Source organism: Flavobacterium aestuarii (assembly GCF_040049115.1).
GTDB classification, from domain to species: Bacteria; Bacteroidota; Bacteroidia; order Flavobacteriales; family Flavobacteriaceae; genus Flavobacterium; species Flavobacterium aestuarii.
This window is the reverse complement of record NZ_JBDLZZ010000011.1, coordinates 124,098-138,526: the sequence shown is the minus strand read 5'-3', so window position 1 is coordinate 138,526 and position 14,429 is coordinate 124,098. Positions and strand designations below refer to the sequence as shown.

The window sequence follows — 14,429 nt, the reverse complement described above, 5'->3', positions numbered from 1 at the left end:
AGTCATATATAATTCTTAGACTACAAATTTCTGATTTTATTTTGACATTCCTCCCCAGGTTTTGTTCTTGATCCGAATCTTCGCAGATAAAAACAATTACAGTTAAACTCTAAATTAATTGGTGTATTTCTGAAAAGTTCGAAGGCTGTTTTCATTTTTTGAGCATCAAGTCCGCGGGCAATACTTAAATGGGCATGAGTATTTTGGATTTTAAAATCTAAATACTGATGTAGACCAACAATAAGATTATCGAGGTAGTGCTGTGAAGCTGAATCAGAGGCAATGAAAAAGGTTCTTTCTCCAAATGAATCAAATTTATTTAAAGTTACTTTTTGCGGAAGAGCAGTTTTGCAGAATTCTCTAATGCTATCCAGATGAAGCTGAAGTGAGAATTCGTTATCAAAATTGATTATTGTAATATGAGCTCCAGCATTGGCACTGCCAAACCAGCCAATATTGTTTCTGAGTAATTGTTTGTAGGATTTAATTAAAGTTATTTGCTCAGGATTAGGGAAGATAACCAATGAGTAAAGCGGAATCTGCCTCATAATTGGATGTATTAAGTTTCTTTAGTCGTTTTGAACGGATATTGACAAACTTTTAAAATTGGACACTCTGGGCATTTTGGTGCTGGCCGACAAATTTCTCTTCCTAAAAATGAAATTGCCATTCCAATTTCTCCCCAAATGGCTTTTGGAAGTGCTTGCTGTAATAGTTTCTCTGCTTTGATTCCATCTTTGGTTTCTGGTATTAATCCAATTCTAGGAGCTACTCTTATAACATGTAAATCGGCAATAATTCCTTCGGGAGAAACTCCCGCTTCGCGCATTATAACATTGGCAGATTTTCGGCCGATGCCTTTTAAGGCAGTCAATGATTCCATTGCCAGCGGAATATTTTTATCTGTTTGAATTGTTTGTGCAATTTCAATTAACCAATTGGCTTTGGTACCAAAATTGCGAACTTTTGATATATGAGGAATCAAATCTTCTACAGTTGATGAAGATAATTGTTTCATGTTGGGATAAACCTCAAATAAAGAAGGAGCAATTTTGTTGATATTGGCATCAGAATCTTGAGCTGATAAAACAACCATTACAAGCAATTGATACAAATTATGATATTCTAAAGGATGTTTTCGGTTTTTATATTTTTCAAGAATTGGAGACAATTTAGTTTCCCATTCATTTTTTTCTCCAAATAAATCCATAACGAATATTTTTTGAGTTAATTATTTTGCTTTATTTATCAATATCTTTTATAAATTCATCATATTCTAAATAAAACATTTCTAAAGCATTCATTTTTTCATAAAAGAAATCAAATATTTCATCCCAATATTTCCTATTGCTTACGCTTACATTTAGTTTTTCGACCCAGATACGACTTATTGTTTTGCCATTATCAAGTGTATGATTTTTTTCAAAAACTAAATCTTTAATAAATTCTTCTTCTAGTATGTTTTTTAGTGCAGCCAGTTTTTCAAAATATTGAATACGTGTTTCAGTATTTCTCATTTCAATATCAATATAAACTTGAGCTTTAGTATTTTCAACATAAAATTTAAACGAGAAATCTTTTATTTTAGTGTCATACAAAAGCCATTTCCTTGGGTATTTTTGAGCGAATCCGACCCAGAACTCATGTTTTAGTTTTTGATTTTCTTCTCTGCTGTACATATTATCAGGTTTTGAATGTTTAAAATTTGTTTAGCACTTTTTTCTAAAGTATATTTAGTTATTATTTCATTTGCAAAAATAACCTTTGATTATGGATTTTCAAGACTTTTTACAAATTGTTCCTTATTTGGATACTGTAAAACTTCCTGGTGAAGATGCACACAATATCATGGTGCCTCTGGAACGCCTTAAAATCATGAAAAGTTTAAATTTTGAAGAAATAAAACCAAGAAATGCGGGTGTTATGATGCTGTTTTATCCCAAAGCAGGTGAGACTCATTTGGTTCTTATAGTTCGAAATTCATATGAAGGTGTACATTCCTCTCAAATTGCTTTTCCAGGAGGGAAATATGAAGAGGAGGATATTGATTTAAAGCATACTGCACTAAGGGAAACTCATGAAGAAATTGGTATACCTTTGGACAAAATCCAAGTACTTAAAGCTTTTACTCAATTATATATTCCGCCAAGTAATTTTATGGTCTATCCTTTTTTAGGAGTTTGTTTGGAGGATATCTCTTTTTGTCCAGATTCCAAAGAAGTAGCAGGTATAATTGAACTGCCGTTGAGTACTTTTTTGAGTGACTCAATTGTTGTTGGCGCAAAAATTAATACTTCTTATGCCAAATCAATTGAGGTTCCCGTTTTCAAAATTGACGAGCATATTGTATGGGGTGCAACCGCCATGATGTTGAGTGAATTGAAAATTGTTTTAAATTCTATATTAAGCCAAATCAATTTTTGAATTGCTCTTATGTTAAAAAGGAAAAAAATAGTAATTTTGCAGTCCCAAATCTAAAAACAAAAAACAATTAATCTTATGGGATTATTTAAACGAAATCCTTTTGGACACATACTATTTATAAAAAAATGGCTGATCCGAATCTTTGGGTTTATTAGCCACAGACGTTATCGTGGTTTTAATGAACTGCAGATTGAGGGGTCAGAAATTATTAAAAATCTCCCAGATACAAACGTTCTTTTTATCTCTAATCATCAAACGTATTTTGCAGATGTTACTGCAATGTTTCATGTTTTCAACGCAAGTTTAAACGGAAGAGTAGACTCTATAAAAAACGTTTGGTATATGTGGAATCCAAAATTGAACATGTATTATGTTGCTGCCAAAGAGACCATGAATGCTGGTTTATTGCCAAAAATAATGGCATATGCAGGCGCTGTTTCAGTTGAACGGACTTGGCGTGCTAAAGGCGAAGATGTAAAAGAAAAAAAAGATGTCAATCCAAATGATACCGAAAATATCAAAATTGCATTAGAGGATGGTTGGGTAATTACTTTTCCGCAAGGAACCACCAAGTCGTTTAAACCTGTACGAAAGGGAACTGCACATATTATAAAACAGCATAGACCTATAGTGGTTCCTGTGGTAATTGATGGTTTTAGACGTTCATTTTGCAAGAAAGGTCTGCGTATGAAAAAGAAAGGGATTCTTCAGTCTTTAATTATAAAAGAGCCCTTGAATATTGATTATGATAATGATACAATTGAAGAAATTGTCGAGAAAGTAGAATATGCAATAGAACAGCATCCTTCTTTTTTAAAAGTAATTCCTGCAGAGGTTTTAAAAGAACAAGAAGAACTGAACAAAACCAGACAATGGGAATACTAAAGATAAAAGAGGCATTAGCCTCTTTTTTTTATAAATCTATTTTCTTCAACTCAATATAGTTATTCTGTAAACGCTTTAACAAAATACCATAGATTAATTTATAAACAAGCCAGAAAGCAAATGTAAATAGAGCCGTGGCTAAAATCAATACGATAAAAGAAATTAAAGCAATATTTAAAGGCATTTCAGGATGAAGAGCGCCTTTTTTTGAAGCATCTTCTAAATAACCTTCGTGAAAAAGATACCCGCCAAAGAGTATGAAAAACACAGCAAAAAACGATAAGTTAAATGCAATGTATTGCTTAACCACCTTTCGGGTTTTGAGTATGGTCGAAATCAGTTTTTTGGTATTGTCATCAACCGAAATTTTGCGATACATCGTATAAAATCTGAAAATAAAATACAGGATCACTGCATACAATAAAACAGTAGTGATTATATAGTAGTTATAAACACCCAAATGTTTGATTAATTCCACATTTTTCTCGTCATATTTAGTAAAGGATAAAATCAACCCCAATACTAATCCAAGCCCGAGCTCAATTAGACTCACTATAAAAATCCACTTCACCACCGAAGACGATCTTTTATGAATCATTTTGTAAATGTCGCTTTCCGAAATCTGTACAAAAGAATCCGAGTTCTTTTTCCAGTCTTTTTTTAATAAATCCAACTCTTTCATACGCCTAATGGATTTAATATTTTTTTTAATTTCCCTTTTATCCTATTCATTTTTACCCTTGCATTCACTTCGCTGATCCCTAAGGTTTCTGATATTTCGGTATAATCCTTGTCTTCTAAATACATAAATACTAACGCTTTTTCAATGTCATTCAGCTGATAAACTGCCTGATACATCAGTTTTAACTGTTCCTCTTCTTCGTAGTTATATTCAATGTCGTGTGTAAAATGCTGCCTTCCTTCATACTCAATGGTTGCAATATCGCGCTTACTTTTTCGATACAAAGTAATGGCCGTGTTCAGGGCGACTCGATAAGCCCAAGTCGAAAATTTACTTTCACCCCTGAATTTTGGAAAAGCCTTCCATAACTGAATCGTGATTTCCTGAAACAAATCCTTATGTGCATCTTCGCCAGATGTATATAATCGACAAATCTTGTGGATTATATTCTGGTTTTCCTGCAGTTGCCTGACAAAAGTAGATTCTAGATTTTCACTCATATTCCATTAGTACACCCGATGTACATTTTGTTACAAAGCTTTACTTTTTTAAATAAGCAGGAGCAGAAATTTTCCATTTCATAACAACATTTCTCCCGCTTTCCGTTACAATCTCCCGAAGAAAAATCGGGAGGATTTTCACTTCAATCGGGGCTATTTTAGAAATTTAATTTTTCAAAACAACATTTCCAAAATCAATTTTAAAAATGATAACAATTAGTTTATCATGTTCTTTAATCTGATATGCTTCGCCAGTTCGCTATCGCTCGGGTCAAAAATCGTTAATCCGAAATCTGAAATTAAAATTCCCTTTTCTTGTAATAATTCACCATTAAGTTCACAAACTTGCTGTAGCTGTCCATACCGTCTTTTTGTTGATTGATTTTCAAAAAACGATCATAAAAAGCGTGAAAACCTGTCTCAATTGGTGTTTGGTAAGCATCCCAAAAATCTTCACTTTCCTTGTAGTTTTTCAAAATTCCTTTATTAACAGTCGTTAGTAACTGCTTCAATATTTTTTCATCTCTTACTTGCCAATTCCCCAAGCAATAACGCAAAGCCATACTGTATCCCGAATATTGTATGTATAAATCATCGTTTTTTATTGACGACAAAAAGCCTACAAAATTGCATTCGCTCTCGCTGGCGTATCCCATTTGGTGTGCCATTTCATGATTGGCAGTCATCGGGAAACTGTACATTGGTCCCAAATAATTGACCTGAGCTTCATTGGTAAATGGATTTAAATAACCACCAAAACCCATATAAGTCAATGGCAGGCTAAAAAGAGATTTCTTGATACTCGGATGTGAGTAAGTTAAAAAAGCATAGTCTTTGGAAAGGTTTTTATATCCGTTTTGGTTCATTTCAAAAACCTGATTTTGGGAATAGGGGAAAACGACTTTCAGACTGTCATTTTTTGTGATTTGTTTTTGAACTGCATTTGTTTTTGCGATTAATTTTTTGGTGAAAACCAATAAATCAGCATCGGTGTAATCTCTTTTGATATTCATTTTTTCAAACAGCGGTTCACGGTAATAATTCAGTGCCCAGAGGATGTGAAAGAAAAAATAAAACACTGAAAGAACGCTCAAAACGGTTAAGAGATTATTTTTCCACTCGGTTTTCCAAGATTTTCTTTTTTTCCAAAACCATTTCAAAGCAAATACAATCAAAATAAAATAGATACAGTCGCCCACAGAGAATGGAATTATTCCCAAAACAATTCTGGAAAATTTGGAAATGAAAACATAAATTCCGTTGCTGTAAAAACGTTCTATGGTTTCAGGAAAAAACTGAATGACTTTTAGGGTTATGATTTGAATTAATAAAAATATGGGGAGAATATACCTGCGTTTCATTTTTTATAAATTGTATTTGTAAAGAAACAAATTTTGGGTGATTATTTAATTTAAAGGATTACTTTATTGAATTTTTGTTATACTAAGAATTCTTCTTTGCGTCTCTGCGCCTTTGCGAGACTAATTTCACGCAAAGGCGCAGAGACGCAAAGGAGTTAAGGATTCTGTTTTCGGAAAAAGAATATTTTTTTTAATGTTTCTAAAAAAGCAAAATGTTGTTTTTTAGCCCCGATAGAAACGAAAATCCTCTTGTACTGGTGTTCAGTACAAGAGATTGCAGTGGATAGCGGGACCAATGTTTCCTGAAAATGCCAAATATTTCTGCTCCTTAAAATATTACTCCGTAGATTTAAAATAAATCAAAACTTTTATAAAATTAGCTTTGGGAGTTTGTAACTTTGAAGCTTATAAATGTTAAACTTCAAACAAAAAATAAATGAGTCAGGAGATAAGAAATCTAGAACCAAAAGTACTTTGGAACAAATTTGCCGATTTGAATGCGGTTCCCCGTCCATCAAAAAAAGAAGAACGTGTAATAGAGTTTATGAAAAACTTCGGTGCCAGTTTGGGACTGGAAACTTTTGAAGATGAAATCCGTAACGTAATTATTCGCAAGCCTGCAACTGCAGGAATGGAAAATAGAAAAGCTTTGGTCTTACAGGGTCATTTGGATATGGTGCATCAAAAAAATGCTGATACGGTTTTTGATTTTGATACTCAGGGAATCGATATGTATGTAGATGGGGATTGGGTTCGTGCCCGCGGAACAACTCTGGGTGCTGATAATGGTCTTGGTGTAGCAACTATTATGGCAATTTTGGAGAGTACAGATATTCCGCATCCTGCTATAGAAGCTTTGTTCACAATAGACGAAGAAACTGGAATGACTGGTGCTTTGAATTTGCAAGGAGGAATTCTAAAAGGAGATATTTTATTGAATCTTGATACCGAAGAAGACAACGAAATAGGTATTGGATGTGCCGGAGGTATTGATGTTACGGCGACCGCTGAGTATGACGAAGAAGAAACTCCGGAAGGTTCTGTTGGATATACAATTAAAGTAAAAGGATTAAACGGCGGACATTCTGGAATGGATATTCATAAAGGTTTGGGTAATGCCAATAAAATTATGAATCGTTTGTTATTTGACGGTTTTGATAATTTTGGACTACAGATTTCTGAAATCAACGGAGGAAGCCTTCGTAATGCAATTCCGAGAGAAAGTACTGCAAAAGTAATTATTGCATCTGTTTATGATGAAGCTTTTGTGTTTGATATGCAGCAGATTGTGAATGAGATCAAAGCGGAGTTTCAAACTACGGAACCAAACTTGGAAGTTGTTTTCGAAAAACTGGAAACTGTCCCTGCAACTGTAATGCCTACAATTGCTCAATTCTATTTTGTCAGAGCGATGTATACTGCCCATAATGGTGTTTATAGAATGAGTGCCGATTTTGATAATCTGGTTGAAACTTCGAATAATATTGCTAAAGTGCAAGTAGGTGGCGGGCAGTTTTCTGTACAATGTTTAACGCGCTCATCGGTAGAGTCATCTAAGTTTGATTTAGCAAATAGCTTGCGTTCTGCATTTGAATTAATGGGTTGCGAAGTGGAATTTTCAGGATCTTATCTAGGCTGGTCGCCAAATCCAAATTCCGAAATATTAGATGTTTTGGTTTCTATTTATGAAAAACAAAATGGTGAAAAACCAAATGTTGCTGCTTGTCATGCAGGTCTTGAATGTGGAATTCTGGGAACAAATTATCCTGATATGGATATGATTTCTTTTGGACCAACTATTCACGGTGCCCATTCACCAGATGAAAGAGCAAGTATTTCTTCTGCTCAGAAATATTGGAAATTTGTATTGGAAATTCTGAAAAATATTCCTGTGAAATAGTGTTCAGTATGCAGTGTTCAGTAAACAGTGCTCAGTATTGAGTTAAAAAAAAACAGTGTTCAGTAGACTTCTGCTAACTGAACACTGTTTTACTGAATACTGACTACTAATTTTAGTCTCTTTTTGGGTTTTTTTTCTTTTCCCTTTTCTCTTCCTTTTTTTCTTTTGCGGTTTTAAGAGGTTCTTTTTTGACCGCTTTCTTAGCATCTTGACCTTTTGACATAATCGTATGTTTTTTAGTTTTTTTATTCTATTGTGAAGTAAATTTAAGCAATAAAATCAACATGTTTGTTTGGTATCTGCAGCAAAAAAAATCCCCAACTACTTTCGCAATTGAGGATTCAAATTAAATTTATTCTGATTAAGAAACCAAAACCCAAGCTCCGCTAGCGATTAAGCTTTCGGCTTTCTTGTATTTTAACTCCTGTGTTTGTCCGTTGGCAACATTTTGGATTGTTACCGTGTCATTACGGTTTATTTTTGGCTGATCGCGAACAATAGTTTCAGTTACTTGACGCTGCTGTGTTTCACCGGCTTCACGATTTCCTTTTTCACTGTTTGGAATTTCGTCTTTGCTTAGCTGGTAATCTTCTGCTTGACGCTCGATTCTTGCTTCTTCAATAACAGGAGCATTTTGTGAAGGCAGGTCACCTTTGAATAAGAATGAAATTACTTCCTTGTTTACATTGTCAAGCATAGAACGGAATAAGTTAAAGGCTTCCAATTTGTAAATAAGCAACGGATCTTTTTGTTCGTGAACGGCTAATTGGACAGATTGTTTCAATTCGTCCATTTTGCGCAAATGCTTTTTCCAGGCTTCATCGACAATTGATAAAGTAATGTTTTTCTCAAAGTCAGCTACCAATTGATTTCCTTGTGTTTCGTAAGCTTTCTTTAAATCTGTTACTACATTGAACATTTTAATTCCATCTGTAAAAGGAACTACAATACGCTCAAAATGGTTATTCTTGTCTTCAAATACATTTTTGATAATAGGGAATGCTTCTCTGGCGCTTCTTTCTGTTTTTTGGGTATAAAATTCGAGAGCTGCTTTGTATAGTTTTCCTGTAATCTCAATTTCAGTCAGTTTAGTGAAATCGTCTTGAGATACTGGTGATGTGAATGAGAAATTACGAATGATTTCGAATTCAAAATCTTTAAAACTATTTTTAGCTTTGCTTTCATCTACAATGACTTCACAGGTGTCATAAAGCATGTTGGCAATATCCAGTTTTAAACGCTCGCCAAACAATGCATGACGTCGGCGTTTGTAAACTACTTCACGCTGTGCATTCATTACGTCATCATATTCTAATAAACGTTTACGGACACCAAAATTGTTTTCTTCTACTTTTTTCTGAGCACGTTCGATAGATTTAGTCATCATAGAATGCTGAATAACTTCCCCTTCCTGCAATCCCATTCTGTCCATAACTTTGGCTACTCTTTCAGAACCAAATAAACGCATCAGGTTATCTTCAAGAGAAACATAAAACTGAGAACTTCCAGGATCACCTTGACGTCCAGCACGACCGCGCAACTGACGGTCAACACGACGTGAATCGTGACGCTCTGTACCTACAATTGCCAAACCTCCTGCTGCTTTTACTTCTGGAGTCAATTTAATATCTGTACCACGGCCTGCCATATTTGTTGCAATAGTTACTACACCAGCTTTACCAGCTTCTTCAACAATCTGAGCTTCCTGTTTGTGCATTTTTGCATTCAAAACGTTGTGTGTAACACCTCTCATTTTAAGCATACGGCTTAATAATTCGGATATTTCAACAGAAGTTGTACCAATAAGAACTGGTCTTCCTGCTTTTGATAATTCGGTTACATCTTCGATAACGGCGTTGAATTTTTCGCGGGTAGTTTTATAGATATAGTCCTCTTTGTCTATTCTTGCAATTCCACGGTTTGTTGGAATTTCAACAACATCCAGTTTGTAAATTTCCCAAAGCTCGCCAGCTTCCGTTACAGCAGTTCCTGTCATACCAGCCAATTTGCTGTACATTCTAAAATAGTTCTGTAATGTAACTGTTGCAAAGGTTTGTGTAGCTGCCTCAATTTTTACATTTTCTTTAGCTTCAATCGCCTGATGTAATCCATCTGAGTAACGACGGCCATCCATGATACGTCCTGTCTGCTCATCTACAATCATGATTTTGTTATCCATGATTACATATTCTACATCCTTTTCAAAAAGAGTATATGCTTTTAAAAGCTGTGTAAGAGTGTGAATACGTTCGCTTTTTACACCAAAATCTTGAAATAATCTTTCTTTTTCTTCGGCTTCAGCGTCTTTGTCTAATTTTTTCTTTTCAATGGCTGCAATTTCGGTTCCAATATCAGGAAGTACGAAAAAGTTAGAATCAGTATCTCCTGAAAGGAACTTTATACCATTATCCGTTAGGCTTACCTGATTATTTTTTTCTTCAATTACAAAATACAGTGCTTCATCCACTTTTGGCATTTCGCGGTTGTTGTCCTGCATGTATTGATTTTCGGTTTTTTGAAGCAGCTGCTTAATTCCTTCTTCACTCAAAAATTTAATTAAGGCTTTGTTTTTTGGCAAACTTCTATACGCTCTTAATAATAAGAAACCGCCATCTTTTGTGTTTCCTTCTTTGATTAATTTTTTTGCTTCGGCAAGAAAACCATTAGCTAATTGACGCTGCAAGGCTACCAGATTTTCAATTTTTGGCTTCAATTCATTGAATTCATGACGATCTCCCTGTGGAACTGGTCCTGAAATGATAAGCGGTGTACGGGCATCATCAATTAAAACCGAATCGACCTCATCGACAATGGCAAAATTGTGTTTTCTCTGAACTAAATCTTCAGGAGAATGCGCCATGTTATCTCTTAGGTAATCAAATCCGAATTCGTTATTGGTGCCATAAGTAATGTCCGCATTATATGCATTTCTTCTTCCTTCGGTACTTGGCTGGTGATTGTCAATACAATCTACAGTCAATCCGTGAAATTCGAATAGCGGTGCTTTCCATGTGCTGTCACGTTTTGCTAAGTAATCATTCACTGTTACCAGATGTACTCCGTTTCCAGTCAAGGCGTTCAAATATAGTGGCAGAGTGGCTACTAATGTTTTTCCTTCACCTGTCTGCATCTCAGCAACTTTACCTTCGTGCAGTACCATTCCGCCAATTAATTGCACGTCATAGTGAATCATATCCCAGGTAATGTCTTTTCCGGCTGCATTCCATTTGTTAGCCCAGATTGCATTGTCACCATCAAGAGTGATGTAGCTTTTTGAAGCTGAAAGTTCTCTGTCTTTTGGAGTTGCAGTTACTGTAATTTCGGTATTTTCCTTGAAACGTCTTGCCGTTTCCTTAACTACAGAAAAAGCTTCTGGAAGAATTTCCATTAAAGTTTTTTCAGATATATCATAAGCTTCTTTTTCAAGAGCGTCAATAGCGGTATAAATATCTTCGCGTTTGTCAATATCCTCGATGCTTTCTACTTCCTGTTTGAGAGAGGCAATTTTAGCATCTTTTTCAGCACGGGCCTGTTTTATTTTTTCTTTAAAAAAAGCAGTTCTTGCTCTTAATTCGTCATGTGACAAAGCTTGTAAAGTGCTTTCAAAAGTCTTTATTTTATTTAAATACGGCTGTAAAGCTTTTACGTCTTTCTCGGATTTATCCCCAACAAAGATTTTAATAATACTGTTTATGAAACTCATGATCTGTTTTTATTTCTATTTAATATATCTGCGTAAATTTAAACAAAAAAAAAGCCTCTTTTGAGACTTTTTCTTGGTTTACTTTTTAATATTCATCCTCGTTCCAAAGATAATCTTCGTCTGTTGGATAATCTGGCCAAATTTCTTCCATTGATTCATATATCTCGCCTTCATCTTCAATTGATTGAAGGTTTTCTACCACTTCTAATGGAGCACCGGCTCTAATAGCGTAGTCAATAAGTTCGTCTTTGTTCGCAGGCCACGGTGCATCGCTTAAATATGATGCTAATTCTAATGTCCAATACATATCTATCGATTTAGTTTTGTGCAAAAATAAATTTTTTACTGAAAAAGACAAGTAAAAAACGATTTATTTTTTGTAAAGTTAAGAACGTATTAACGATTGCTGATTTTTGATTTATGACTAACGATTTTTGATTTTAAATTTAATATCAAAAATCGTTAATTTTCAGTCTGAAACCCTATTTCCTAGGTATCCATTTTACTTCATCAGCGTTTAAATCAAATGACAACTTTCGTGCCAATACAAAAAGGTAGTCAGAAAGTCGGTTTAAGTATTTGATTGCGATTTCGGCAACTGGTTCATTATGACTTAGATGTACAGCTAAACGCTCGGCGCGACGGCAAACACATCGTGCAATATGACAATATGACACAGTCTCGTGCCCACCAGGTAAAACAAAATGAGTCATTGGCGGAAGTACTTCTTCCATAGTGTCTATTTCCTTTTCCAAAAACTCAATATCGGCATCAGTTATTCCTAGGTTTTTTAGCCGGAGTTCACCGTTTTTCATGACTTCCTTTTCAGGAGGAGTTGCAAGAATGGCTCCAATAGTGAATAATCTATCTTGTATTTCGACCAGGATTTCTTTGTAATGATTGTTTATTTCTTGATCGCGTATTAGTCCTATGTATGAGTTCAATTCGTCAACGGTACCGTAACTTTCTATGCGGGCGTGGTCTTTTGGTACACGGGTTCCGCCAAAAAGAGCTGTGGTTCCTCCATCTCCAGTTTTTGTATATACTTTCATTTTTTTGTTTAATCGTTAAAAGTTTAATTGTTTAATCGATTAGCCCCATAAACGGTTAAACTTTGGCGGTGTCACTCTCAATAACTCCATCTCTCAATCGAATTATTCTGTGAGCATAAGCTGCAATTTCTTCTTCGTGTGTTACTAGTATAACCGTATTTCCTTGAGCATGAATATCTCCAAAAAGTTTCATGATTTCCAATGACGTTTTACTGTCCAGGTTTCCAGTCGGCTCATCGGCAAGTATTATTGAGGGCTTGTTTACCAATGCTCTGGCAATTGCCACACGCTGGCGCTGTCCTCCGGATAGCTGGTTGGGCTGGTGATCCATGCGGTCTGACAGATTTACTTGGTTTAAGACTTCAGCAGCTCGTATGGTACGTTCGGATTTAGAATATCCCGCATATATCATTGGCAGTGCAACATTATCCAGTGCTGTTGTTCTTGGCAAAAGATTGAATGTCTGGAAAACAAAACCAATTTCCTTATTTCTGATTTCGGCCAATTCATCATCTTTCATGTGGCTTACGTCTTTTCCATTTAAAACATAAGTACCAGATGTTGGTGTGTCCAAACAGCCTAATAAATTCATTAATGTCGATTTACCTGATCCCGAAGGCCCCATCAATGCTACATATTCCCCTTTATTAATTTCAAGATTTATTCCTTTTAGCACATAAACGATTTCGTTACCAAGTACAAAATCTCTTTTGATATTTGTAATTTTTATAAGCGGATTTTTCATCAGATTTTAAATTGCTTGCCAGTCGCTCTTCGGACTCGTGAAGATTATTATTTTGCTTTTAAAAGTACAAAAGACTTTTAATACTTCATAAGTAGCGATTGACCATTTTTTGTTACACTGATGGGAAAGCATATTTATGATTGTAATATGCAATATAATGGCATAAAAATTGTTTATGTTTTATTAAATAAAAAGCGTTTTAAATTGTAAATATGAAAGTATAAAATTGTTAAAATTTAACAAAAGTGTATTTTGTCGATTTTAAATTAATTTTAACGATTTTTTTTTATGAATTTTGATTTTTAAGAAGTAAGTTTACATCATCAAAGTTTTAAGTTTATTTGGTTAGTTAGTAAGAATAAAACTTTTTTGATACTCGTTTCTAGTTCATTTCTTTAAACAAAAAGCGAAGTTTAAAATCTTATTAATAAGATTGAGGTTAAGGTTAGGTTATTTAGCAAAAAGACAGTCATGGGGGTGACTGTCTTTTTTTTTATAAAACTAAAAGTTTATTTTATTAAATACAATTAGTCCGAGATTTTGTAAATCTGAGTAATGTTTTTTAATATATCCGTAAAGTTGATGTCCAGATCAATTAGTTTGCCACTATGAATATCAAAAATCCAGCCATAAACTTTTAAGTTTCGTTCCCTGAAAGCTCTTTGTACTTCTGCTGTTTTAATAACATTAATACATTGCTCCTGTACATTCAACTCTACTAGTTTTTTGTATTTTTCTTCTTCATTAGTAATAACATCAAGGGTTTTTCGATGAATCCGGTAGACATCGCGAATGTTTCTCAGCCAAGGATTCAGTATTCCCAAGTCGGATTGCTGCATGGCTGCAAAAACGCCTCCACAGCCATAATGCCCGCAAACTACAATATGATTTACTTTTAAATGGACAACTGCATAATTAATAACCGACATGGAATTCAAGTCGGTATTGGGAACCATGTTGGCAATATTGCGGTGTACAAAAACCTCACCTGGTTCTAATCCCATAAGTTCTTCGGCAGATACGCGGCTGTCCGAACAACCGATGTAGAGAAATTCGGGCGATTGTCCTTTCCCTAGTTTTTTAAAATAATCTTCGTCGATTTGGAGCTGTTTAACTATCCAATTTCGGTTGTTTTCAAAAATTTGTTTAATATCCATGAAGTGAGTTTTTTTGATTC

At 34.6% G+C, this 14,429-nt stretch carries 14 protein-coding genes; 3 read left to right on the top strand and 11 right to left on the bottom strand.

The window, feature by feature from the left end; all coding sequences use genetic code 11:
- Positions 1-20: 20 nt before the first annotated feature.
- The 3 genes from ABEG11_RS12935 to ABEG11_RS12925 are packed head-to-tail and all read right to left on the bottom strand — an operon-like array spanning position 21 to position 1,679.
- Positions 21-548 carry a 2'-5' RNA ligase family protein gene (locus ABEG11_RS12935; protein ID WP_348824588.1) on the bottom strand — a complete coding sequence of 176 codons (528 nt, stop codon included), beginning with the start codon at positions 546-548 and terminating at the stop codon, positions 21-23.
- 11 nt (positions 549-559) lie between these two features.
- Complete coding sequence (locus ABEG11_RS12930; protein WP_348824587.1) at positions 560-1,210, bottom strand: endonuclease III domain-containing protein; 651 nt, start codon at positions 1,208-1,210, stop codon at positions 560-562.
- 31 nt (positions 1,211-1,241) lie between these two features.
- A complete protein-coding gene (locus tag ABEG11_RS12925) occupies positions 1,242-1,679 on the bottom strand; it encodes a DUF4268 domain-containing protein (RefSeq protein WP_348824586.1) in 438 nt (145 codons plus the stop codon).
- Positions 1,680-1,770: 91 nt separating this feature from the next.
- Between ABEG11_RS12925 and ABEG11_RS12920 the strand changes: the two genes are divergently transcribed.
- Together ABEG11_RS12920 and ABEG11_RS12915 are read left to right on the top strand one after the other, a co-directional pair.
- Complete coding sequence (locus ABEG11_RS12920) at positions 1,771-2,424, top strand: NUDIX hydrolase (RefSeq protein ID WP_348824585.1); 654 nt, start codon at positions 1,771-1,773, stop codon at positions 2,422-2,424.
- A 75-nt stretch (positions 2,425-2,499) separates the two neighbouring features.
- Positions 2,500-3,309 carry a lysophospholipid acyltransferase family protein gene (locus ABEG11_RS12915; protein WP_348824584.1) on the top strand — a complete coding sequence of 270 codons (810 nt, stop codon included), beginning with the start codon at positions 2,500-2,502 and terminating at the stop codon, positions 3,307-3,309.
- Between the two features lie 28 nt (positions 3,310-3,337).
- Here the strand turns inward: ABEG11_RS12915 and ABEG11_RS12910 are convergent, their stop codons facing one another.
- From ABEG11_RS12910 to ABEG11_RS12900, 3 genes are all read right to left on the bottom strand, one after another.
- Positions 3,338-3,991, bottom strand: a complete 654-nt coding sequence (locus tag ABEG11_RS12910) for a DUF8845 family protein (protein ID WP_348824583.1) — start codon at positions 3,989-3,991, stop codon at positions 3,338-3,340.
- Positions 3,988-4,491 (bottom strand): RNA polymerase sigma factor, encoded by a 504-nt coding sequence (locus tag ABEG11_RS12905; protein ID WP_348824582.1) that lies wholly within the window; start codon positions 4,489-4,491, stop codon positions 3,988-3,990. Before ABEG11_RS12905 ends, ABEG11_RS12910 begins: the two co-directional genes overlap by 4 nt.
- A 299-nt stretch (positions 4,492-4,790) precedes the next feature.
- On the bottom strand, positions 4,791-5,852 hold the full coding sequence (locus ABEG11_RS12900) for a DUF3810 domain-containing protein (RefSeq protein WP_348824581.1): 1,062 nt from the start codon (positions 5,850-5,852) through the stop codon (positions 4,791-4,793).
- A 436-nt stretch (positions 5,853-6,288) separates the two neighbouring features.
- On the opposite strand from ABEG11_RS12900, the gene ABEG11_RS12895 reads away from it, so the two are divergent.
- Positions 6,289-7,752: an aminoacyl-histidine dipeptidase gene (locus ABEG11_RS12895; RefSeq protein ID WP_348824580.1), complete on the top strand. Its 1,464-nt coding sequence runs from the start codon at positions 6,289-6,291 to the stop codon at positions 7,750-7,752.
- Between the two features lie 361 nt (positions 7,753-8,113).
- On the opposite strand, the gene secA is transcribed toward ABEG11_RS12895, so the two are convergent.
- The 5 genes from secA to ABEG11_RS12870 form a co-directional block, all read right to left on the bottom strand.
- Positions 8,114-11,455, bottom strand: a complete 3,342-nt coding sequence (gene secA / locus ABEG11_RS12890; RefSeq protein ID WP_348824579.1) for a preprotein translocase subunit SecA — start codon at positions 11,453-11,455, stop codon at positions 8,114-8,116.
- Between the two features lie 85 nt (positions 11,456-11,540).
- Positions 11,541-11,762 carry a DUF2795 domain-containing protein gene (locus ABEG11_RS12885; RefSeq protein ID WP_007138072.1) on the bottom strand — a complete coding sequence of 74 codons (222 nt, stop codon included), beginning with the start codon at positions 11,760-11,762 and terminating at the stop codon, positions 11,541-11,543.
- 175 nt (positions 11,763-11,937) lie between these two features.
- Positions 11,938-12,507, bottom strand: coding sequence for a cob(I)yrinic acid a,c-diamide adenosyltransferase (locus ABEG11_RS12880; RefSeq protein ID WP_348824578.1), 570 nt, complete (start codon positions 12,505-12,507; stop codon positions 11,938-11,940).
- 55 nt (positions 12,508-12,562) lie between these two features.
- The gene (locus ABEG11_RS12875; RefSeq protein ID WP_348824577.1) at positions 12,563-13,252 is read right to left on the bottom strand and encodes an ABC transporter ATP-binding protein; all 690 of its coding nucleotides are present in this window, start codon (positions 13,250-13,252) and stop codon (positions 12,563-12,565) included.
- Positions 13,253-13,779: 527 nt separating this feature from the next.
- Positions 13,780-14,409: a carbonic anhydrase gene (locus ABEG11_RS12870; protein ID WP_348824576.1), complete on the bottom strand. Its 630-nt coding sequence runs from the start codon at positions 14,407-14,409 to the stop codon at positions 13,780-13,782.
- Positions 14,410-14,429: the final 20 nt, after the last annotated feature.

Coding starts and splice junctions, on each gene's coding strand:
- ABEG11_RS12935 (WP_348824588.1), bottom strand. CDS start 548: ATGAGGCAGATTCCGCTTTACTCATTGGTTATCTTCCCTAATCCTGAG.
- ABEG11_RS12930 (WP_348824587.1), bottom strand. CDS start 1,210: ATGGATTTATTTGGAGAAAAAAATGAATGGGAAACTAAATTGTCTCCA.
- ABEG11_RS12925 (WP_348824586.1), bottom strand. CDS start 1,679: ATGTACAGCAGAGAAGAAAATCAAAAACTAAAACATGAGTTCTGGGTC.
- ABEG11_RS12920 (WP_348824585.1), top strand. CDS start 1,771: ATGGATTTTCAAGACTTTTTACAAATTGTTCCTTATTTGGATACTGTA.
- ABEG11_RS12915 (WP_348824584.1), top strand. CDS start 2,500: ATGGGATTATTTAAACGAAATCCTTTTGGACACATACTATTTATAAAA.
- ABEG11_RS12910 (WP_348824583.1), bottom strand. CDS start 3,991: ATGAAAGAGTTGGATTTATTAAAAAAAGACTGGAAAAAGAACTCGGAT.
- ABEG11_RS12905 (WP_348824582.1), bottom strand. CDS start 4,491: ATGAGTGAAAATCTAGAATCTACTTTTGTCAGGCAACTGCAGGAAAAC.
- ABEG11_RS12900 (WP_348824581.1), bottom strand. CDS start 5,852: ATGAAACGCAGGTATATTCTCCCCATATTTTTATTAATTCAAATCATA.
- ABEG11_RS12895 (WP_348824580.1), top strand. CDS start 6,289: ATGAGTCAGGAGATAAGAAATCTAGAACCAAAAGTACTTTGGAACAAA.
- secA (WP_348824579.1), bottom strand. CDS start 11,455: ATGAGTTTCATAAACAGTATTATTAAAATCTTTGTTGGGGATAAATCC.
- ABEG11_RS12885 (WP_007138072.1), bottom strand. CDS start 11,762: ATGTATTGGACATTAGAATTAGCATCATATTTAAGCGATGCACCGTGG.
- ABEG11_RS12880 (WP_348824578.1), bottom strand. CDS start 12,507: ATGAAAGTATATACAAAAACTGGAGATGGAGGAACCACAGCTCTTTTT.
- ABEG11_RS12875 (WP_348824577.1), bottom strand. CDS start 13,252: ATGAAAAATCCGCTTATAAAAATTACAAATATCAAAAGAGATTTTGTA.
- ABEG11_RS12870 (WP_348824576.1), bottom strand. CDS start 14,409: ATGGATATTAAACAAATTTTTGAAAACAACCGAAATTGGATAGTTAAA.